Here is a 20,707-nt window from a genome sequence, read left to right as displayed (position 1 = left end):
TTCAGGGGTGTGCAGCCGGATGCCGCTCTGAGCGGCCTGTTGTCGCTGGTCCACCAATATGCGTGCAATGATCTTGAGTGCGTTTTCGCAGGTCGAGCCTTGGTTCCGGCCAATACGCGGCCAAGAACAAAAGCCCCGGTGGTGGCCGGGGCTCTGGGCGGAGTTGAGGTGTGGGTCATGCGGCGAGGGCGTCGCCGATCCGCTTGTTGGCGATCTCCTGTTGGCCGTCGATGCACTTGGCATAGACCCTCAGCAGGACATCGACGCTGTGGCCCGCTCGTTCGGCCACATCCGGGGCTGACACGCCCACGTTGAGCCAGAGGGACACCGCCGCGTGCCGGAGATCATAGGGACGCTTGGCGAGCGGAGAGGCGACCTGGGCGGGCGTGAAGGCCAGGAGCCGAGCGGCCTGCCAGACCTCTGTGTACGCCGTTGAGGCGATGACGCCGCCTCTCTCGCTGCGGAAGACCCGGCCGTCCTTGGCCGTTCCGTACTCGGCGATGTGCTCGCGGAGGATCTTGACCAGCTCGGGAGGGACGGGCACTGGTCGGACGTCTTGTCTGCCCCGGTGCTTGAGGCCGCGTTCCTCGTGCGCGTCCCCCGTGTCGGTCCACTGCGTGTTGACCTCGGGGCGGGACACGTCGATCGTCAGCCGTCCCCAGCCTGCGGCGGGCAGGTGGCAGTCCTGGATACGGAGGCCGACGGCTTCGGCCGGTCGAAGGGCGGCGTAGTACATGCAGGCGAAGAGGGCCATGAGTCGCCGGCCTCTGCCGCGTCGGCCGACGTAGGTCACCGCGGTCAGCAGCTCTTGTGCCTGGCGCGGGTTCACCACGACGCGAGGGTCTACCGTCTCCGTGGTCTTGGGCGGCTTCCACTTGATCTTGTGCAGCGGATTTGCCGAAAGTTCTTCCAGCTCTACTGCGTACTCCAGGAGGGCGTGGAAGACGGCACGCTTGCGGGCGATCGTCGTGGAGGCTGCCGCCTTGCCATCGAGGCACAGCGTCAGGGCGTGCAGGGCGAGCCGTACGGTCTTGGCTTCCTCCAAACTGGCCAGGTCGAGCGAGGCCGCCTTCATCCAGGCCACGGCAGCATTGTGCTGCTGTGGGACGGTCGGGCGCTTGTCTTGTGGCAGGAGGAGGAGCTTACGGAGAGCCGTGCGCAGCTCGCGGGCATCTGGGCGGCCCGCTCGGTCTTTGGTCAGGGCGGGTAGGACCGTCGCCAGGGCATCGGACATGCTGTCCCGGCTCTTGGCCGCTGCATGCGGCCACTTCATCTCTATGAACGCCTGGGCGAACTCCAGAACGCTCCGAGCGTCCTTGGCCTTGATCATGGACATCGGTAGCCCGGAGTCCACATCGAAGGCCTCACCGCGCTTGGCGGCCTGGCGCAGGTCTGACAGGAAGCTCTCGGCGAGGGCCTTGGTGCGGTAGGTCTTCGAGGAGCGCTTGCGGGCGACGGACCAGCGGACGACGTACGAGGGTGTCTTGCTGGACTTGTTGCGGGTGATCTCGAAGAACTTCACGTCGTACGAGGTCGTCATGCGGCACTCCGGAGGGATTCAAGCCAGGCGTTGAGGTCGCTGCGGTAGATGCGGAGTTCGCCGTTGGGCAGGCGGATGCCCTCGGGTGCCTTGCCGACCTCACGCCAGCGGTAGAAGGTCCGGCGGGAGACGCCGCCGAGTTCGTCGAGGACCTGTCGGACGGTCAGCAGCTCGTCTCGTGCGGTCATGCGGCCCTCCCCACGTCTTCGACTGCCGAAAGATCTTGTCCGGTTGCTCTGGCTTCCAGTTCACGGAGGTGGGCGCGCCAGCGTTGGCGTTCGTGGACGGATCGGAGGAGGCGGACGGCGAGGGGTGGCACGTTGGCGTCGCCGGCCGGGACGGGACGCCAGACGTAGCGGTGTGGGTCGGTGGGCTCGTCGGCCTGGCCGAGGGCTTCCAGGACCCAAGTTCGGCGGTCCTGCTTGTGCTCGGCCAGGGTCTTGTTCGACCACTTCCGGGAGACCAGGACGCGGCGTCCGGCGTAGCCGAGGTGTTCGGGCTTGTGGGCCTTGCCACGGCAGCGGCCGGGCTGCATGCCGGGCTTGGCGTCCTTGGGCTGGATGCCGTAGCGCAGCCAGTTCGGGCAGGCGGGTGAGCAGGGTTCGTAGCGGAGCGCGTCGAGCATGCGGGCGGCGTGCTGTTGCTGGGCCTGGCCGCCGTCGAGGGCCTCGCCGAGGCTCTTGGTGAGGTACTTGGACAGGTAGCGGATGCACTGGTCGGCGTCCGGGGTGCCCGCGAGCACGCCTTGGACGTCGACTTGTTCGCCGAAGCGGATGACGTGGAGCGGTTCGGCGTCCTCGTCGAGTGAGTCGAGGGCTTCGTCCCAGGTGGGCAGGACTTCGCCGGTGGCCGGGTTCAGGTAGCCGGTGCCGTCCTGCCAGACAGGCAGGTGCTCGCCCTCGAAGACGACTTCGTCAGCTTGGGGCCACCAGACCTGGTGGTAGGTCGCGGCGGCGATCTGCTTGATCTCTGCTCGTGGGAGCGTTCCACGGATGGCCATGTGCAGGTGCGGGGCGAGCCGCTTCTGTGGCTCTACCGAGGCGAAGTACTGCACGTCGTAGCCCGCGACCCGGCGCAGGTTCTGTACGAAGCGGTCCACGAGCTTGGAGAAGTGCAGCGCGTCTCGGGCAGCGCGTCGGTAGTCGTAGGTGTCGGGGTCGATGGGTGCGCCGTCGCGGACCTTGCCGTAGCTGGGCAGGGTGAGAGTGACGAACAGGGACGGCCGGTAGACCTTGCCGTCGCTGGCTTGGAAGGTGCGCCCAAGGGTGGTGTGGGCCATTTTGCGCTTGGGCAGGTCGGGTGCGTCCTGACGTCGCCGGGTGGAGCGGGAGCGCTTGGCGGTGGTGCGGCCGAGGACGTTGCCGCGCATGCCTGCGGCGTTGATCTCCTCGTCTAGGCCGCTAATGATCGCGTCGAGTTCGGTGGTGTCGTCGCCGGCCTTTTCGGCGGTGTCACGTTGGGCTTGGTAGTCCGCGCGGAACTCCACCAGCCAGCGCTGTTCCTCGTTGGGTTCGTCGGGTGTGATGGTGGGTTCTTCGTCGAGGTGCCAGCCTTCGCGGCATTGGGCCTTGCGGAGCTGCTTGTTGCGCTTGGCACACGGCGGGCACTTGCTGTCGAGGGTGGCCCCGCACGGGACGTCGATGACCTCCCAGGTGCCGGTGTGGGTGTCGAGGCGCTTGAGCGGGATCGGGCGGATGCAGACGCCGTGCTGCTTGGCGACCTCTGCGAGTACGTCGCGGGCCATTGGCATGGCTTGGCGGACGGCTCGGGGGAGGGCGCGGTCGTGCGCATGGGTCATGCGTTCCTCCCTTCGTCGGGGTCGGTGACGATGAGTGCGGTCTGGCCGCACTCGGCGCACTCGACCAGGCCGCGTACGGGGTCGAGCCAGAGAGCGTTCGGGGTGAGGCAGGTGGCGCAGCGCAGGCCGTGGAGCAGGTGAGTCATGCGGCCTGCCCGTGGTAGGCGACCATGGCGCGAATGTCGGTGTCGGAGACGTAGGCGGCGCGGACCCGGATCGGTTCGGGTGAGGTCTCCAGGCGCATGTACGCGACGCCCGCGCCCAGCTCAGGTACGGGTGAGATGTGGTCGGCCAGGGCGCCCCGGTCGCGTGCGCCGTCGCCGAGGACCATGTCCACCTGCTCGGACTCATCCAGCCGGAGCGCGATCTTGTCGGGGAACAAGTTGCGGATGTTCATGACCTCCTTACGTGGGTCCTGGAGGGCCGCCATGACTCCGACACCGACCGAGCGGCCCTGGGTGGCGAGCGTGGCCAGCGCGGCGGAGATGCGCTGCCGGAGTTGTCGGTCGGGTTGGTAGGCGGTCAGGAACGCCACCTCGTCCACGAGGACCAGGACGAACGGGTCCTCGATGGTCGGGACGTGGGAGCGCTGGAGACCGGCGAAGCGGGCCGCCCGCTTCTGCATGACGGAGACGGCCTCGTCGAGCAGGTCGGCGCAGTCGGCCGGGTCGGCGGCGTAGCGGCCCTCGAACAGCTCCCGCCCGAAGGACAGCTCCATCAGCTTGGGATCCAGCGCCCAGATCTGGGCCAGGCCCGCCCGCATGGCGGGGAGCAAGCCGCGGATGGTGTCCCACAGGAACGAGCCCTTGCCGGCCCCGGTAGCGCCCGCGATCAGGACGTGGGTGCCGTGGACCTTGAGCTTGAGCGGTCGGCCGTCCTCCTGTTTGCCGATCTCGACCGGTCCGACCGATGGTTCGTCCGGGATGGGCAGGGCGGGCATCGGTGCGGCTAGTGGGTCGCTGCGTGGGAAGGTCAGCAGGAGTCGGCCGCCCTTGATGAGTGCGACGCGGCAGGAGGTGGCGCCGAAGCCGTGGGCGAGGTTGTCGATGCGGTCGGACCAGTCTTTGACCGCCTGGCCGCCGAGCATGCGGACCGTGATGCGGTCGGCCCAGCCGTCGCAGGTGACGCGGAGCAGGCGCGGCATGTAGACGTGGCCGTTGACGCGCTTGGCCAGGCCGGAGACGTCCATGACGCCGTGCCAGTGACGGCGGTAGACCGACATCAGCCGCCACCAGGCCAGCAGCCGGAAGCCGACGAGACGGGCGAAGGAGTCGCCGTCGGTGCAGGCCCAGGCGAGCAGGGACAAGACGACGAGGCCGAGCGTGGATGCGGCAGCGGGCCAGCCGTACCCGTACCCGATGCCACTGAGGACGACGGGAACGGCGACGGCGACCGGATGCCGCCAGGTCGTACGGACGAGCGCGGACAGGAAGCGCCAGCCGTAGATGAGGAAGGTGATGATGGCGGGTGTCTTGAGCACGGCCGGTCGGAAGACGACGGCCGTATCGGGCGTGGTGGAGACGAGGTTGCGCGCCTCATCGCCAGGCAGCCGCTTGAACATAAGCTGGGAACCTCTCGTGATTGAGCAAGTCGTGGGAGAACCGAGGGGCCGCCGGAAGTTGCCGCTTCCAGCGGCCCCGCCTCATGTGTCAGGCCGCCGTATCGGTGGCGTCCTTGGCCGACTGTTCGGCGTGCAACTGCTCGCAGTCGGCGAGGTAGCGAGCGGCGGCGTTGAAGATGTCGCGGGCGCGGGTCAGATCGTCTTCGGTGACCGGGCCGGCCCCGGTGGTGGAGATGTGCACGTTCGCCTCATGAGAGGCGAAGTCCAGGTACGGGCGCGGGTTGCTGAGCAGGAGCCCGGCACGGACCTTCAGGCGCGGGGTGTGGAAGGAGACGCCGACGTGCGGCGCGCAGTCGGGCTGCATGGACAAAGTGACGTAGGTGTAGGGCCGGGGCTCGCTCACGCTGCCACCCCCTTGCCGTCCGGGAGGCCGTAGAAACTGCGCTCCACGGAGCGGGCGAAGCGGTGGGCCGCGTGGGCGAGCTGGCGGGCGAACTCCAGGTCTTCCGCCGTCACGGGCCCGTTGGTGGTGACCAGGACGGAGGTGGCACCGAAGTCGAGCGCCAGGACGGGCTCACGGCGGGCGAACGGGTGGTTCATGGTGCGGGCGGCGTGCCCGGTGGTCAGCCGGATCACGCTGTTGCGCGGAGTACGACGTCGGGTCATCAGGCGGCTTCCTTTCCGGCCGAAGCCTTGCTCTGGGCGGGCTGGTTGAGCTGGCGGGGAGCGTGCATCTCGCGAACCTTGATCGAGTAGGCGAGCCGTCCGGCCGCGTTGACGTACGGGGTGACGGACATTCCGTCGAACTCGACGGGCGTGAACGGCAGCCCCGGCATGGGCTGCGGCGGCACCGGCTGGACCGGGGCCAGGATCTTGACCGCCACCGTCTTCTGAGCGGGCTTGAGGGTCGGGTCACCGTCCATGACCGCGACCTGCCAGACCAGCTCTGCGGTCTGCTTGTCGCGGGCCTGCACGAACCGGCCGTTCGTCGAGGCGTCGAAGTCCTTGACGGGCTCGACCTCGCCGACGATGTAGCAGCCGTGCGGGAAGACCATGGAGTAGGTAACGGGGATGGGGCCTTGCAGAGCCATGACGTTGGTTCCTCTCTTGGATGACAGGCACTCGACCTATTAAGTAGTTAGACCGTAACCCTGCGTAGCTTGCTAGGTCAAGTGACTAGGTGTGAGGTGACGGACGCGTCACCAGTGCGATAGACAGGCGCTCAAGCCGATGGCCCGACATCTGGGGAGGATCTGGTGCGAATCCTGTGGGGCTGCTTAGCCGTGGTCGTGATCGCCCCGCTGGCTGGGCTGTTCCTGCTGATCATGAAGCCGGTGTGGCGCGACGATGCTCGGCTCGACGACTTCCGTGAGCGAGTGCTGGCCATCCCGCTGCCGCCTGAGACACGCAGCACCGGCGACACCGAAGCCGAATTCGGCAAGAACAGCGGTGGAAGTGGCGACTACTGCCACTACGAGATCCGACTGCCCCTGAGTACTGGTCTGTCAGCGGGCGAGATCGGTGCCTACTACCGCAAAGCCGCAATTGCCGGAGTGGAGAACGAGGCCAATGTTCGTCTGACCTGGGGCGAGAACACCGAGGACGGTAGAGCCGTCGTTGTGGAGTTCAGCGACATCAGCTCCAGCGATTGGGACTTCCGCTGCACGTAGACGGCAGCCCCATCAGGTGATCGGGTAGGCGTCTTCCAACTCGTGCCGGTCAGCAGGCAGCAGGACCTCGACGACAGCAAGGGGCCGGCCGGAGGCGTCACGGACGGCGCCGAAGACCGCCAGGAGCGGGACGTTCTTAGGCATGGCCAGTTGCTTGGCCTCGTCGGCCGAGGGCATGCGCGCGGTGATCTGCTCCACGATGTGATCGAACCGGACGCCCTTGCGCGCCTGAAGATGCTCCCGCAGCCCCTGGCGCAACGGCTCATCGCTGGTGATATCCGTACCGCCGGAAAGATCCAACGGCAACCAGAGCGACACGAGCTCGGTCGGCTCGCCGTCACGCACGATGAGCCGCCGCCGGACGAACACCTTGCTCTTGGACTGCACGTCGAGCAGCGCACCGACGCGGTTTGGGGCGGTGACAGCGCCCACTTCGACAACGTCGCCGGCGGTGTCGGCCTCCGGCGTGGTCAGGTAAGCCTGTCCAGGGCGCTTTTGCTCGATGGAGGCCATGGCCGGACGGCCACGCACGAAGCGGCCCTTGCCCTGCTGAGATTCGATCCAGCCCTGCTCGCGCAGCACCCGCAGGGCGGCGACCACGGTGGGACGGGAGACGCTGAACTCCTGGATGAGCTGGTTCTCGCTGGGGAGGAGCGTGCCCGGTGGGTAGTCTCCGGCCTCGATGCGCCTCTGCAGAGTCTGGACAAGCTGCGCATACTTAGGCGGCACGGACTCTAGCGACATCATGACCGTCCAACAGCCGACAGGTTGTTTTACTAAGTTTGAGAGTAACCGGCGAACCACAGCCTGTCCACGCGGTTGGGGCAAGGCCGGGAGCCGTACAGAGAGAACCGGCAGGCAGCCCAGCAGCCGGGCGGGGAAAGGACGCCGCGGGGGCCACCACTGCAACTGCCTGCCGGCAAGGCGGCGCAACGAGACAACTGCGGCGGCAATCCCTACCCCCTCTTGGCAGGGAGCGCACTTGTCTCGCCGCGCCGGTCATTACCTGGCGATGTACTCAGCCAGAAGCTTCGCCGCGCCCTCGGGATCGTGAGTCGGGTGCCGCTGCTCGGCGCTCTGCCACGAGTAGTAGGACCCGCCGAACCCGACGAACACCCACACAGGCAGTCCCGGCTTCCGCTTGTGGACGACCAGCGCGGTGTTGTCGTCGCGCAACTCGGCGTTGACACCGAGGTTCGTGAGCTGGTCGCGCAGCCGGACGAGCATGTCGCCCTCACGCTGGTTCTGCAGGAAGCCGTTCATCGCCGCCTGCATGATCGAGTTCATCATCCGTTCCCTTCGGCCTGGCCGCCTCCGAGGCAGTCGAGACACTCCCGCTCCTCACTAGGGGTCTGATCTGTGTCGCAGTCGCCGATGAGGAGCGCGCGGCGCGAGTCGCGCAGCTTGTTCCCGCGTCCCCGGCAGCCGGGGCACGGCGACGTCTTGCTCATCTCGTCTGGCCGGATCACCGTCGCCAATCTCCTCGTTCATCCGGCGTTCCCTGTGGCGGGAGGCCGCGTGACGTACCGTGGTTGATTGATGACAAGTCCACCGGCAACCGAGTCTGAGCAGGACCCCTGAACGGCCCCCTCATTTCCCCTTTCGAGCCCCCAGCCGGGAGGAAGACCCGAAGATGCCCGACTACATCCCGAACGTGAGGCTTCGTGCATGGCGCAATGAGCGACGGCTGTCCCGTGCGGAGATGGCCGACCAGATCAACGCCACACCGATAGGCGTTGCCGAACGACTGGTGTGCGACGAGGAACGGGTACGCCGCTGGGAGGCCGGCGAAGTCCGCTGGCCCCGCACCCCCTACCGGTTGGCGCTGACGCAACTGACCGGCCGGGAGCCAGAAGCGCTCGGGTTCTCCCAGGGCAAGCACACCGGTAGCGGCGGCCTCATCGAGGCCCGCGTGATCCCCGCCGATGCTCTCCGCGCCGAGGCCGACCTGTACGGGACCATGGAACTCGCCCAGCAACTTCAAGCATCAGATGTAGGGGCCGGAACCTTGGAGGCCCTTGCCGAGGCCGTCGATCTGTTGTGCCGCGCCTATCCCATCGTGCCCGCAGGCACCCTGCGGGACCGCACGCAGAAACGCCTGGCGCAGATCAACCACCTGCTCGCTGGCCGTCTCACCCTGGACCAGCACCGCGAACTGCTCGTGATCACCGGCTGGCTCACCGCCCTGCTGGGCTGCGTCCACTACGACCTGGGCGAGAGGGAAGAAGCCGAAACCGCCCGACGCGCCGCCTTCGAGATGGGCCGCCAGGTCGGACACGGCGAACTCATGGGCTGGGCACACGAAATGTCAGCCTGGTTCGCCCTCGTCGAAGGCCGCTACGAAGACGTCGTCACCGCCGCCCGCATGGGACAAGCCGTCGCCGGCACCAGCAGCGCCATGGTCCAACTCACCCTCCAAGAAGCCCGCGGCCTGGCCCGCATCGGCGACCGCCGCGAAGCCGACCGAGCCCTGACCCGCGGAGCCGAAGTACTCAGCAGCCTGCCTATGCCCGAGCACGCCGACCACCACTTTGTCTTCGACCACGCCAAGTGGGTCTTCTACGCCGCCACCTGCTACACCTGGCTCGCCGACGACGACCGCGCCGAAGAACACGCCCGCGAAACCATCCAGATGCACACCCGCCCAGACGGCACCTCCAACGCCCCGATGCGAGTCGCCGACGCGCACATAGACCTTGGCATCGTCCATGCTCGGCGTGGCGATCTTGACGCTGCAGTTGAAGAGGGCATGGCCGCATTCGACATTGACCGGCGTTCTCTCACCGATCTCGTCAATCGCGCGGGAGACCTCGACCGCGTTCTACGGCAACGCTATCAACGAGAGGCGCTTGCTGGAGAATTCCACGAACGGTTCGTAGCTGCGCGGAGGGCCCTCGCGAACCGTCGCCCAGACCTTCTAGACTGAGCGCAGGGAGGTTAACCGGTGCACTCCGTATCCCCATAGAATCTGAGCGAACAAGCAATCATAGTGGCCATAATCAACGAGCAGCTTATCTCATCTATCAAAGCGAAAGCCGAAAAGGCCGCCTTCGTCATAAGCGTCAGTGAGGAGCGGTTCAATAGTGTGCGGGCTGGCGTCGAAGCCGAGCCGTTCAGCCTTTGCGAGATCGTCCTCATTGATCGTCACCACGTACTGCATCTTTTCAGCCTGCATTGTATCAGCAGCGATTTCGAAAGCACGGGTCAGTTGGCGGTCATCGACGCCATCGAATAGATGACTATCATGAACTAGGAAATCTGGGCCGCGCCCAGCGCGGTGAGCTATTACGGCAAGCGTAAGATCGAAGCAGAAAATAGCCATTCGATTGATACCTTGACTGACGTCACTATCAATCTTCGGAATGATCTTCAAACTGCTGCGCCCTGGCTCAACCTTCAGATATGACGGCCTCGTGGTGCCGTATAGTCGTCGCGCAAAATCGTTGAACAAGACAGTTGCTTGATCGATGAGAGCACGCCTTTCCTGCAGGTCGGTATCGATGGCGCGAGTAAGTTCCAGTCGCTCCGCTTCTATCTCTCTACTACTCGACTCGACTGTCTGGGCCGCTTCGAGTCTGTGCCGCAGCGCTCCTAGGGTAGCTTCTTCTTGTCCAAGCGCCTTCTGAAGGGTGCTCAGAGCTGCGAGGGCCCCTCCTTCGCCAAGCTGCTTCAAAATTAGACTCTGTTCTTCTCCCAGCCGAGATCGCTCGGCATGTCGGGCGTCCAACCGAGCGCGAATCTCCTTGATTTCCTGCTCTAGGTAGGTGCGTCGATTCGCTACTATCGCAGTATGAAAATCACGAACCTCGTCGAATCGGTGCCGTACTTGTTCTGGAAGCGTAACGCCGAGATCTGCGTAGACTCGCTGCAGGTATCGAACTTCCGGATCGACCGCTTCCGCAACAGCCTTTTCTAGGTGGTCAAGATTTCTTCGGTCGATCACGTCCTGGCTGCCGAGTTCTTGAATGCGCGTTGCAAGCTCGTCAGCCCGCGACTTGAGCTCTTCATATTGAGGCACTACTCTAAATTCGGAAATCTGTTGATTTAGATCAGCAATCTTTGCTTCGCTGATAGCAATTTGGCCGCGCAGGTCCGCACTCTTTCCGACGACCTCTCCCCAAACAGGATCATCTACAGCTTTCTTAAGTTGGTCGCGCGCTGCCTTACGTGCAGCGAGGTTTTGATAGCGCGCCGCCAGGTCCGAATCGAGTCCCAGCAGGTAAGCTAGATTTGGTGCGGCCTGCGACTCTGGCTGACGAGAGAAGCTGCGCGCTGCTTCATTGAAGCCGTGATCGCCAACTTTGCGCATCAAAAACGAGAGAAGTGCGCGCCCCGTAACTCCTCGATGTTCGCCCGACAGCCCAAAAAGTTTTGCCTCAATGAGTTTTTGCCAGTCGGCGATGGGGATAGTGCAACGGTCCTCCTCAAAGAGGCCCGTGGATGGTACTAGGCATGGGGCCAGGGAAACCACAGTGGCGGTCTTACCTTTGCGACTTACTGTGACGTGGTTGGATTGACCCGGCCAATCCAAAGCCAGCATAAAGGTGGCGTCCCGTAGCTCTCGCCGAGCAGTCAAGTGGTTCCTGTCAACTCGGGCGCCTAGTACAAAGTGCAAAAGCTCGATTAGGCTCGACTTGCCTGCGCCATTGCGACTATCTGTTGATGAGGAGCGATGCGTAGTGCGTGCGACAAGCAGATTTAGCCCTGCTTGGAAAGTAACGGTCTTAAAACGTGGATCGTCAGCGGATAGTCTGCGCAGCATTGTTATTCCTTACCGTAAGCAGATCGTCCCGAAGCTCGACCAATCCGAGTGCGTAGAGGACGTCCAACGCGAGTACAAACCAACCGAAGGAAAGCGGAGCAAGATGGTCATTTTGAAGTCGCCATTCGCGTAGACGTGCCCATGCCTGGCTGACAGTGAGGGGACGATTCAGCTGCATGATGATTTGAGCCCCCACAGCGAGAAGTGCCCGATCGGGCGCGATACCTTTGGTGGGAGTTATCACGCTATGCCTCCTCTCGAGGCGATGGTCGCCATTCGGGGGGCGGGATTTCGAAGATGTCACACTGCTCAAAGAAAAAGGTTACTACCACATCGGCCGCGTCAGCTCTTTCCCAGCGTGGATGTTCCTGGCCCACGACATATCTCTGCATATGCCACAAAATCTCGTCTGGTTGATCGCCATACTCTTTACGCATCTGGCGATAATAGGCGGCGAATCCTGCAGCTACTTCATCCTGTTCGGTATGATCAATGATGCCTTCATAGTATTGGCCCACTTGATAAATGTATGGGCGAGCCGCCTGTAACACTTGCTGTGCTCGTGGACTCAGTTTATTGTAATCGGCTTTGTATGGTGTCGGGAGAGGAATTTCATCGTTTGGTGCCTGTTGTGGCCGTGTGTCTGCTAAGTGCTGCAGTAGAGGCTCGAGATCTGCCATTCCTACGCCATAGCGAACTTCATGTATAGGTATTGGTTCTTGTATTAGTGCTTCCATTTTACTAAGACTCAAATCCAGAGCCTCATACCATAGCTTTCGCGGACCCATCTGCCTAAAAGTGATAGAGCTAAGCTTCTGCTGTTGCTGAGCAATCAGCCCAGAAACAATCGAGTGTATTCCTCGCTGATCATTGTGCACAAAGACAAACGTATCGAATTGCTCCGGACGTTGTATCACCGCACTTTCGAGGTCACCAAGGAACTTGTCTCTGACCTCGCTAACACGAAAGGTTTCGGGGGCGTAGCAGGCATAGAGCGTGCGACAGCACGCACACAGTCCGTCGCCACCTAGATCACCTATGTTGCCGTATGTCCGGATTGGCATGTATTGGGGATGACTCAGTTCCATGAGTCGATGGAACAGTTTTTCGAACTCATTGCCAGTGCTGTCTTCCACTATCGAACGGAACTTGGCCTGCGCGTACTGCCTCTGATGCGGAAGCACCGGCCCCTCCCTCGGCTATTGAGACGGCACAGACGCCTTCACCGTAACTGCTTCAAAGTCCGTTGTCATGAGTGATCATAATCATGATTCGGATGCGTTATCTAGCGAGATGATCCAGTTAGGAGTGCATCTTGTCGTGTCGGAGGCATGTGCAGTGATGGCGGATGTCTCTCCGGGTGCAGCGACGGCCATCGATGGGCCTCTTCTCTGGAAGGTCTACAATGGGCGCATCGGTCCGGTGATCACGTGCTTCACGGTTGGGTGGGGCTTTCGCTCCATGAGACATGGCTTGGCATATCTGGCCTGAACAAACAGGTCACAGCCCGGAGGCCTCCGTTGTGTTGTGCTTTGCCGAATCTCCCTAATAGGGATCAAGCGGCGGCGCGGCGCGCCGCCGTACCTCCGGCCCTCCGCCCGCCTGCCGTCCGGGCGTGCGGCCTGGGGGCCGGTCCCGGACGGCGGCGGGACACCGGGCCGGGCACCGCACGCCGGCCCCGCCGTACCGACCGAGCGCTCCGACCGGGGTTGCCACGCCGCCGCACAGATGCAGCCCTACGATCGCCACGGCATGGCTGGCCGCCGGACTTGGTTGGGGGCGATCGAAGGTCCAGGGCTTCGTTCCTCAGCCCTGGCCCACCGGGCAACAGGCTGATCACCGTGTGCAACATGAACTAGAACGGCGGCTCGTCCAGCGCGTCGCCGATCATGCGGCCTCGCTATGATCCGCGGGTGCGCCGGCGCACTAGGACGATCAGCCCAGTCTGGATAACAAGTAGCACCAGCGCGATCAGTCCCGATGTGGCGGTCATCTCTTCCTCTGATAGCCCGCCAGCACATTCAGTAATGTTACCGCCCTCGTATAAAAAGGTGCAGTCGTGTCCAAGGATCACGGCAGCGATGAACCAGTTGGCAAGCAGAAGAGGGACCGTGACTAGGACAAGGAGCAGTGGGATGTGATTCATCCTCCCACCCGCCGGGTTAACCTTCGCCGGAACAGGTTCGAGACGCCCGCCTACATCGGAATCACGACTCACTCCGAACACATAAGCAGAGGCAAGCGATCATGACAAGGTCGGTGCGGTGCACTTCCTGTGCAATATACGTGCAATGATCATGGTTCGCATCGTGGTGAGACACTGTCATGCCGCAGGTGGAAGGCCATATCTCAGCCGCAGCGGTCACGCGCTGTAAAACCGTCGGCTCAGCCTGCGCAAGTTCGAACCTTGCACCTGTCACCAGCAGTAACAGCAGCTCAGAGGCCCTACGGGGCCTCTTCCGAGTTTCAGGGGTGTGTAGCCAGATGCAGCTCTGAGCGGCCGTTTGTCGCTGGTCGCGGGATATATGCGGGATGGATCATGAGGCGTTCCCCGAGGTAAACCCTGTGATCAGGAGCATGCGCGATGATCTGGCTGGGCCAATAGCTACTGGGTTCAGCGTCGAGACCGGTCGCGGATCGCGGCCTCGATGCGAAGGCCGACGCCTACCAGAGCGATCCCGATGAAGATGGTCACCCATAATGGCGAACTGCTCGATCTGGTGCTCGCCTCGATGATGGCGAGCAGCACACCTAGGACGATGGTGACGAGGCCGGCCAGTGCGATGGTTTCGGAAGTTTCGTAGCGACGCCAGCCGGTCTGGGGTCCGTCTTTTGGTTCGATCACGGGTGTGAGCATCCCAGAGGGACATCAAGATCTGGTCGCGGTCAGGACTACGTCAACTGGCACTGGCCGACTCCGTGGCCAGCTTGGCGGCATGCGGCCAGATACCGCGTCACCTGACATCTGGCCCTCAACGTCGAAAGGCCCCGGGATGGAGCCCTACGAGTAGTGCTGATCGAGATCTCATACGGTGAGCACGTCCGCTATCCGCCGGTTGACGATCTCCTCCTGACCGTCGATGCACTTGGCGTAGACGCGCAGCAGGACATCCACCCCGTGGCCAGCACGGGTTGCCGCTTCTGGAGCCGGTACGCCGCCGTTGAGCCAGAGGGAGGCGGCCGCGTGCCGGAGGTCGTACGCTCGTCGAGCGAGCGAGCGGGGAGGGGACCTGGGCAGGCGTGAGGGCCAGTGTGCGGGCTTCCTGCCAGATCTCGGTGTAGGCCGTCGAGGCGACCACGCCGTCGCGCTGGCTGCGGAACAGTCGCCCGTCCGGTGCTACGCCGAACTCCTCGATGTGTTGCCGAAGGATCTTCACCAGCTCTGGAGGGATGGGGATGCGGCGGACGTCGTCCTCGCCTCGGTGCTTGAGGCCGCGCAGCTCGTGGGTGTCGCCGGTGTCGGTCCAGCGGCGGTTGACCTCGGGGCGTGAACTGTCGAGGGTGATGCGTCCCCAGCCTTGCGGCGGGAGGTGGCAGCCCTGCTCGCGGAGGCCGACCGCGCTGGTCCGGCTGCCGAACGGCTCCAAGGCGAGCCTGCCCCATGAATGCATGGATCTTGTCGTAACCGGTGACGAGCTGGAGCGACTGGTTTCCGGAGACGACCTCACTAGGGGCCGCTGCTGAAGCTATACCGCCGTCCACGCGCGGGCGATATTAGGGGCGCGCCTAGTAATAATCAGACCTTGAGCTGCGTGACTCGTAGGGAGGGTTCGTGGACGAGGATGAGAGCCTGCGACGCTATGGTCTTCGACCGTCTGGCGCTCATCTTGACGAGATTCGAGAGACACTGAGGACCCACGCGGCCCTGGAGCGACGCGCACAAGGCGAGGGCGACACCGAGTTGATGAGGCTCTGCTGCGTGCAGCTGTTCAATGCCGGTGACCTCGACGATGTGCTGACGATCTGGGATGCCAAGCGGTCGAGCTGGGATGCCGACTCTTCTGTCGATGTTCAGTTGCTCTGCGGCGCTGGGCTTGAGGAGACCAAGGCGTATCTCACCACGGCGAACCCGCCCGAGGCGTTGGCGGCGCTGGACTATCTCCAGTTGTGTGAGGGGGCCGGCGACTTCGAGGGCTTCTCTGTGGAGTCGAGGTCACGTTGGTACGCGGACTACTACTCGGATTGAGCAGCGAGCGCTCCCGCCTGCCTGTGCCATATGTGTGCAATGATCATGGCCGCAGATGCCGCCAGACGCACTCCCGCCGCAGGTCGGAGGTTATCTCTTGGTGGGAACGGGCAGGGTTGCCGCGCCGCCGCACAGATGCAGCCCTACGATCGCCACTGAGGCTTTTCCCACTTGATCGCGCTGGTCAGCAGGGGCGGCGCCGAGATGGGTTGGCATGAGAAGAGGCTCCCGGTAAGACAGCAGTCGACCAGGATCCGATGCCTCTACCCGTCGGCTCAGTCTGCGCAAGTTCGAGCCTTGCACCTGCCACACCTGCGGGAAGAGGCCCGTCACCAGCGGGAACGCGGTGACGGGCCTCTTTCGTTGTGTCCGGCTGTCTACGGCTCACCCGGGCGAACTACCGTTGATCGTTCCCATGACATTCCCAAACGATCAAACCGAATAAGCGGTCGCGACCCCCGAGGTCGCCCTACGTGCGTGGGGAGCGCTGGAGCGTGCCTCGCGCGCGAGGTCGATCTCGTTGCTGGGCCGCGCAGGGTCAGGGGTTGCGCGGCCCAGCGGTGTCGCTGTCCATGCGCTGCCGGCGGCCGTCCCTCTGCGCCGGCAGCCCGTCTGTCCCAGGCACCTCGCGTTCCGCGCCACGGCCTGCCGGCGCTTGAACCGCTCAGCGCGGGACGCGGCCGAGGTAGCGGAGCAGCTCGTCGGCCACCGGGGTGGCGGACGGGGCGCCATCGGCCTCGATCACGGCGGCGTAGGCGCCCCACTGGCGCAGCGGCTCGACGATCTGTCGCGCGGCGGCGAGCAGGTGGCCCGCGAGCTCCTCGTCGAGCGGGGACGGCCCGCCGGTGGCGATCGCGATGTCCCAGGCGTGTACGGCGGCGTCGAGCGCGCACATCACGCCCGCGACCGGGGTGGGCAGGTCGCCGTGCGGCAGCGGCGTCGGCACCGTCTCGGTGTCGTCGGACACCGTCGCCCACGCCGTGGCGGTCTGCTCGATGGCCTCCTTCACCAGGGCGGTGGCGGGGCCGTCCACGGTGCCGGACGGGGAGAAGGGGTCGTAGGACGGGCCGGCGCCGATGCCGAGCATCTTCGCGTAGGCGAGCTGGTCGCCGGCAGCGTGCTGGATCACCTGAGTGACCGTCCAGGCCGAGCAGGGGGTGGCGTTGTTTTCCTGGCCCGGCCGCACCCCGGCGACGCTGTCCTCCAGCGCCCGATAGGAGGTGGCCAGCACCTGGCGCCAGACCGGCCGCAGGGAGGTGACGGTGGCGCTGTCAATGGCGTTCATGGTCTCACCTTTCGGGGTTCTTTCTCGCTGGTAAGACCAGCTTAGAACGCTATTAGGCTATTTTTCTTCCTAATAACTCCGCGCGAGATGAGGAATCGATGGCTCCTACGACGACCCGGGTGCTCCGGCTGCTGTCCCTGCTGCAGGACCGGTCCTACACGGGCCGCGAGCTCGCCGCGCGCCTCGGCGTCACCGAGCGCACGTTGCGGCAGGACGTACAGCGCCTGCGCGAGCTCGGCTACCCGGTGCACGCCGCGCGCGGCGCCGTGGGCGGATACCGGCTCGGGCAGGGCGCGAACATGCCCCCGCTGCTGCTCGACGACGACGAGGCGGTGGCCGTGGCCCTGGCCGTCGGCCTCGCCGGGGACGGTTCCACCGCCATCGCCGACATCGACGCCAGCCTCGGGCGGGCACTCGCCAAGATCCAGCAGATCCTGCCGAAACGCCTGCAGCGCAAGGTGACCGCGCTGCGGTCGGCCACCGCGGTCGGGCCCGCCACGGTCGGCTCCCGCGAGCCGGACGCGCCGGTGCCCGCCGCCACCCTCACCGTCCTGGCCGGCGCGATCCGGGACGACGCGACCCTCCTGGCGGACCTCGCCGGCGTCGAGACCGAGGTCGAGCCCTACCGTCTCATCAGCTGGCGGCGCCGCTGGTTCCTCGTCGCCTACGACCTGGGCACGCACGCCTGGCGGGCGCTCCCGGTCGCCGACCTGACCGAGGTGCGTTCCACGTCCCGCCGCTTCGCCGCCCGTTCCCTGCCCGACGACGACCTCGTCGCCTTCGTCCTGCGCGAGGTGGCGCAGACCGGCTGGAAGGTGCACGCCCGCGTCACCGTCCTCGCGCCCGCGGAGACCGTGATCGCACGCATCAACCCCGCCGTCGGCGTGGTGGAGGCGGTGGACGCGCGCACCTGCGTCCTCGTCACCGGCGCCGACGCCATGGAGACCATCGCGATCTACCTCAGCATGCTGATGATGGACTTCCGCGTGGACGGCCCGCCCGAGCTGGTCGAGCACGTCCGCACGCTCGCCCGCCGCTACACCGAGGCCGTCGGCGGATGAAGCGGCCCGTCGCCGGCCGGCGCGGGGTTTGTCGCGGTTCGCGTGAGGGCCACCAGGGGCGCGGGGACGCCTGCGTTGAGCCAGGTGGAGGCGCAGGCGTGGCCCCGGCCCGTTTCCCCTTCGGGCGAGTCGACGGCAGACGGGATGATCAGGTGGGAGGCGTGTGCGGCCGCACAGGGATGTGGCCGGGTGTGTTGCCGCAGCAGACGGTGAAACCGCTGTGGCGAGGGCATTCGACCTCGTCGGATGCTGGGCAGAAGTAGATGTCCGGGCAGCCGCAGTCGTAGAAGTGTGGCAGCGGGTCGGGGAGTTGCGGCGTGATCATGCGTTCCAGGATGCATGATCGGGAACGCCGTCGTCCGGACACGCCCGTGCTGGCCGACTTCATGCTCACAGCCCTGATGTGCTCCCTGATCGCCGGAAGAATCGCGAGCTCTCCAGGAGGAGACGCAGTGTAGGGACAGTGCAAGGACCAGGGCGCCATGTTCAGTCGCGCATGACGCGGTGGAGGGCGCTCTCTCGAGCGCAACAGTCGCGCGCTGTATGACCGTCGGCACAGTCTGCGCAAGTTCGAACCTTTCAGTTGCCCACCCCAGCGGGAAGAGGCCCGTCACCAGCGGAAACGCGGTGACGGGCCGCTCGCTTCGTGTCCGATTGTCTACGGCTTACACCGGGCGAACGACGGTTGATCGTTCTCAGTACGTTTCCGAACGATCAAACACTGAATAAGCGGTCGTGAGGCCCGGGGTCACCCCCACGTTCATGGGGAGCAGTGCGGCGGCGTGGTCGGCAAGACTGCGCTTGCGGATCGCCCCCGGGCGGGTGGAGAGCACGCAGCGCTGGCCGCACCTGCTCGCGCCGGAAGCCCCTGCCCCGGACAACCATGTTTCGGCTGTGCATGAGCGCCTGATGCATGAGGCCGGATCGGCTCGGCAGCCCGGCTTGTGCCACCGGCCTGGGGCCGAACATCGCAGGAGGCGGACAGGATCTCTGGTCTGTCCGGCCGGGCTCGCTACGAAGATCACAACCTACGCCGAACAACGATCCCGGAACCCGGCCATACAGCGATCCAGCTCAGGAGCTGTTCACTTGTTTGTCCACTTGGCCTTGCAGCGGTACTCGCCGTCGAAGAACCTTCACCGTGTCGCCATACAGGCGTGCCAATCTGTGGCGCCGTCTTCCGTACCGGCTGAAGTGCTGCTCGATGGCGGTTGCAGTCTCAGTGGTCAGGGGCATGAGCACTCCATCTGGTGGGGACAGCCAGTGGGACGCGGACAGGTGCCGGCCTGGTTCTAGCAATAGCTCGAACCACTGCATGGCCGGCCGCCCTGCATGGTCGGGGGTCGATCGAAGGTCCAGGGCTTCGTCCCTCAGCCCCGGCTCACCGGACTCCTGCGGCGTCCTGAAGCCTGTACGGCTGGCGCCTCTGCTGGTCTGTGTCCGGCGGATGCGCCCGTTCACCTGCTCTGCGAAATAGGGCGGCATGTGGTGACGCGCGATGAACCGGTCTTCGCGATGGCGATCATCCAGTGACCCCGGGTTGCGCTGAGTCGGCCAGGATGGCCGCCAGTTTCAGGCCTTCGTCGGCGAAAAGTCGTCCCGCCTGCTCGCCCTTGGCGCGTGTTTCCAGAAGGACGAGCCAGGAGGAGCCGTCGCGTTGGGGTACGACGCGGATCTGCCGCACCTCGCTGAAGCCGACCTCCTGTAGTTGGGGGTGGATCGCCGTCGGTGACCAGTGCACCTTCCAGGCGCGATCGAAGTCGATGATCTGCAGTTGTCCGTCATAGGTGTAGGGGACCGGTCCGTCGAGGGTGACGGTGAACGAAGCGTAGTAGGTGGCGGTCTCCCCGAAATTCAAGTACGCCTTGGGGCGGACGCGGATGTCCTGGATGATTATCCGCTTGGCCTGGGAGCCCTTGGTGAAGGCGTTGTAGATGCCGTCGAAGTCTCGGGGCGGCTCCACCACCTGGGCTTTCATGGCGGACAGGTCGCCGCGCTGCCATGCCGTCAGGAACGCGGTCGCCGTCTGCTGGGGCGAGCCTTTGGTGCGTACCGTCAGGTAGACGGCAATGCCCAGACCGAGGACGGCAATCAGGGCTACGGCGATGGGGATCGCTGTCCGTCGCCGCCGGCGAGAAAATGCGGGCATGTCGGGGGCGCCGGCTAGAGCTTGCCTTCGAGAAGTACGGTGCGGTGGTCGGCGAGGTGGCGAGCGAGGTCATCGACGAACTGCGGGCGTAGCGGTGGCCAGTTCCAGAACGTGAAGCCGAGATGGGCGAGTACGAAGTAGTCATCGGCCCACTTCCAGGAAGTCGGTTCGACCGGCTGTGCGCAGGCTGGACAGGCGATGACGATGTCGTCTCCTTCATCCCAGCCTCGTACGACTTCACGGAAGGGTTCCCATACCTCGTACTTGAGTTCGAAGCGCTCGTCGGCCAGGTGGGTCGTCGTCGAGCAGTGCGGGCAGGTAACGGCCATGGGGTCGCCCTGCCCCGCGTCGAAGACGGTACGGCCGACAGTGATGGCGAGGCCGTCATGCCAGGGCACGCTCCAACCGGACGGGTCTACCGCTGTCTCGGCGCGCGGGCCGGGCGGGTGCCCGACATCGGCGCCTAGGACGCAGTGCGTGGGCTCTGCGGACACGATTCCTGAGGAGATCAGCCAGCTCCGAACGTCCGCCGCCAGAGTTTCCGCCTCCTGAGGAGTCGCCTGGACGTCCACGATCGTCTGAAACCAATCTCCCATGAGCTTTCCTTATCTGTCGCCGCCGGACGCCGTGCAACGATACAAGCGGTCACTGACAGGACCGAGGCCGTGCTGCCGTTGGCGCGGCATTTGGCTCTC

General features: G+C 64.8%; 22 protein-coding genes. 4 read left to right on the top strand and 18 right to left on the bottom strand.

From position 1 onward, the window contains the following. Positions 1-175 precede the first annotated feature (175 nt). From AB0K28_RS27850 to AB0K28_RS27815, 8 genes are all read right to left on the bottom strand, one after another. Entirely contained in the window at positions 176-1,540 is a 1,365-nt protein-coding gene (locus tag AB0K28_RS27850; RefSeq protein WP_364375652.1) for a tyrosine-type recombinase/integrase, read from the bottom strand. After that, positions 1,537-1,728: a helix-turn-helix domain-containing protein gene (locus tag AB0K28_RS27845; protein ID WP_358077010.1), complete on the bottom strand. Its 192-nt coding sequence runs from the start codon at positions 1,726-1,728 to the stop codon at positions 1,537-1,539. The genes AB0K28_RS27850 and AB0K28_RS27845 overlap by 4 nt, the downstream gene beginning before the upstream one ends. Beyond that, positions 1,725-3,338, bottom strand: a complete 1,614-nt coding sequence (locus AB0K28_RS27840; protein ID WP_364375649.1) for a replication initiator — start codon at positions 3,336-3,338, stop codon at positions 1,725-1,727. Before AB0K28_RS27840 ends, AB0K28_RS27845 begins: the two co-directional genes overlap by 4 nt. Then, entirely contained in the window at positions 3,335-3,484 is a 150-nt protein-coding gene (locus AB0K28_RS27835; protein ID WP_364375646.1) for a hypothetical protein, read from the bottom strand. The genes AB0K28_RS27840 and AB0K28_RS27835 overlap by 4 nt, the downstream gene beginning before the upstream one ends. Next, the gene (locus AB0K28_RS27830; RefSeq protein ID WP_364375643.1) at positions 3,481-4,899 is read right to left on the bottom strand and encodes an FtsK/SpoIIIE domain-containing protein; all 1,419 of its coding nucleotides are present in this window, start codon (positions 4,897-4,899) and stop codon (positions 3,481-3,483) included. The genes AB0K28_RS27835 and AB0K28_RS27830 overlap by 4 nt, the downstream gene beginning before the upstream one ends. A gap of 88 nt (positions 4,900-4,987) precedes the next feature. Beyond that, on the bottom strand, positions 4,988-5,302 hold the full coding sequence (locus AB0K28_RS27825) for a hypothetical protein (RefSeq protein WP_364375640.1): 315 nt from the start codon (positions 5,300-5,302) through the stop codon (positions 4,988-4,990). Next, complete coding sequence (locus AB0K28_RS27820; RefSeq protein ID WP_364375637.1) at positions 5,299-5,565, bottom strand: hypothetical protein; 267 nt, start codon at positions 5,563-5,565, stop codon at positions 5,299-5,301. Before AB0K28_RS27820 ends, AB0K28_RS27825 begins: the two co-directional genes overlap by 4 nt. Further along, positions 5,565-5,990 (bottom strand): plasmid replication, integration and excision activator, encoded by a 426-nt coding sequence (locus AB0K28_RS27815; RefSeq protein WP_364375634.1) that lies wholly within the window; start codon positions 5,988-5,990, stop codon positions 5,565-5,567. Before AB0K28_RS27815 ends, AB0K28_RS27820 begins: the two co-directional genes overlap by 1 nt. Positions 5,991-6,155: 165 nt before the next feature. Between AB0K28_RS27815 and AB0K28_RS27810 the strand changes: the two genes are divergently transcribed. Then, positions 6,156-6,569 carry a hypothetical protein gene (locus AB0K28_RS27810; protein ID WP_364375632.1) on the top strand — a complete coding sequence of 138 codons (414 nt, stop codon included), beginning with the start codon at positions 6,156-6,158 and terminating at the stop codon, positions 6,567-6,569. A gap of 12 nt (positions 6,570-6,581) precedes the next feature. Here AB0K28_RS27810 and AB0K28_RS27805 read toward each other — a convergent pair whose 3' ends face one another. Continuing rightward, entirely contained in the window at positions 6,582-7,316 is a 735-nt protein-coding gene (locus AB0K28_RS27805) for a GntR family transcriptional regulator (RefSeq protein WP_364375629.1), read from the bottom strand. Positions 7,317-7,571: 255 nt separating this feature from the next. After that, positions 7,572-7,859 (bottom strand): hypothetical protein, encoded by a 288-nt coding sequence (locus AB0K28_RS27800; RefSeq protein WP_364375626.1) that lies wholly within the window; start codon positions 7,857-7,859, stop codon positions 7,572-7,574. A 343-nt stretch (positions 7,860-8,202) separates the two neighbouring features. Between AB0K28_RS27800 and AB0K28_RS27795 the strand changes: the two genes are divergently transcribed. Next, the gene (locus tag AB0K28_RS27795; protein ID WP_364375624.1) at positions 8,203-9,495 is read left to right on the top strand and encodes a hypothetical protein; all 1,293 of its coding nucleotides are present in this window, start codon (positions 8,203-8,205) and stop codon (positions 9,493-9,495) included. Positions 9,496-9,585: 90 nt separating this feature from the next. On the opposite strand, the gene AB0K28_RS27790 is transcribed toward AB0K28_RS27795, so the two are convergent. From AB0K28_RS27790 to AB0K28_RS27775, 4 genes are all read right to left on the bottom strand, one after another. Next, the gene (locus AB0K28_RS27790) at positions 9,586-11,109 is read right to left on the bottom strand and encodes an ABC-three component system protein (protein WP_364375622.1); all 1,524 of its coding nucleotides are present in this window, start codon (positions 11,107-11,109) and stop codon (positions 9,586-9,588) included. 199 nt (positions 11,110-11,308) lie between these two features. Further along, positions 11,309-11,575, bottom strand: a complete 267-nt coding sequence (locus tag AB0K28_RS27785) for an ABC-three component system middle component 6 (RefSeq protein ID WP_364375619.1) — start codon at positions 11,573-11,575, stop codon at positions 11,309-11,311. Between the two features lies 1 nt (position 11,576). Further along, a complete protein-coding gene (locus AB0K28_RS27780) occupies positions 11,577-12,515 on the bottom strand; it encodes an ABC-three component system protein (RefSeq protein WP_364375616.1) in 939 nt (312 codons plus the stop codon). Between the two features lie 1,430 nt (positions 12,516-13,945). Then, on the bottom strand, positions 13,946-14,176 hold the full coding sequence (locus AB0K28_RS27775; protein ID WP_364375613.1) for a hypothetical protein: 231 nt from the start codon (positions 14,174-14,176) through the stop codon (positions 13,946-13,948). 927 nt (positions 14,177-15,103) lie between these two features. Here AB0K28_RS27775 and AB0K28_RS27770 point away from each other — a divergent pair. Next, the gene (locus AB0K28_RS27770) at positions 15,104-15,517 is read left to right on the top strand and encodes a hypothetical protein (RefSeq protein WP_364375611.1); all 414 of its coding nucleotides are present in this window, start codon (positions 15,104-15,106) and stop codon (positions 15,515-15,517) included. A 664-nt stretch (positions 15,518-16,181) separates the two neighbouring features. On the opposite strand, the gene AB0K28_RS27765 is transcribed toward AB0K28_RS27770, so the two are convergent. Continuing rightward, positions 16,182-16,802 (bottom strand): TIGR03086 family metal-binding protein, encoded by a 621-nt coding sequence (locus AB0K28_RS27765; RefSeq protein ID WP_364375609.1) that lies wholly within the window; start codon positions 16,800-16,802, stop codon positions 16,182-16,184. 98 nt (positions 16,803-16,900) lie between these two features. Here AB0K28_RS27765 and AB0K28_RS27760 point away from each other — a divergent pair, with 98 nt between their 5' ends. Further along, positions 16,901-17,863, top strand: a complete 963-nt coding sequence (locus AB0K28_RS27760) for a WYL domain-containing protein (protein WP_364375607.1) — start codon at positions 16,901-16,903, stop codon at positions 17,861-17,863. A 148-nt stretch (positions 17,864-18,011) separates the two neighbouring features. On the opposite strand, the gene AB0K28_RS27755 is transcribed toward AB0K28_RS27760, so the two are convergent. From AB0K28_RS27755 to AB0K28_RS27745, 3 genes are all read right to left on the bottom strand, one after another. Continuing rightward, complete coding sequence (locus tag AB0K28_RS27755; protein WP_364375605.1) at positions 18,012-18,188, bottom strand: hypothetical protein; 177 nt, start codon at positions 18,186-18,188, stop codon at positions 18,012-18,014. A 1,197-nt stretch (positions 18,189-19,385) separates the two neighbouring features. Continuing rightward, positions 19,386-20,012, bottom strand: a complete 627-nt coding sequence (locus tag AB0K28_RS27750; RefSeq protein WP_364375603.1) for an NTF2-like N-terminal transpeptidase domain-containing protein — start codon at positions 20,010-20,012, stop codon at positions 19,386-19,388. 14 nt (positions 20,013-20,026) lie between these two features. Continuing rightward, a complete protein-coding gene (locus AB0K28_RS27745; RefSeq protein ID WP_364375601.1) occupies positions 20,027-20,608 on the bottom strand; it encodes a hypothetical protein in 582 nt (193 codons plus the stop codon). Positions 20,609-20,707: the final 99 nt, after the last annotated feature.

Origin of the sequence: Nonomuraea sp. NPDC049504 (assembly GCF_040676845.1) — a bacterium.
Taxonomy (GTDB): domain Bacteria; phylum Actinomycetota; class Actinomycetes; order Streptosporangiales; family Streptosporangiaceae; genus Nonomuraea; species Nonomuraea salmonea.
This window is presented reverse-complemented; position numbering and strand designations above follow the sequence as displayed.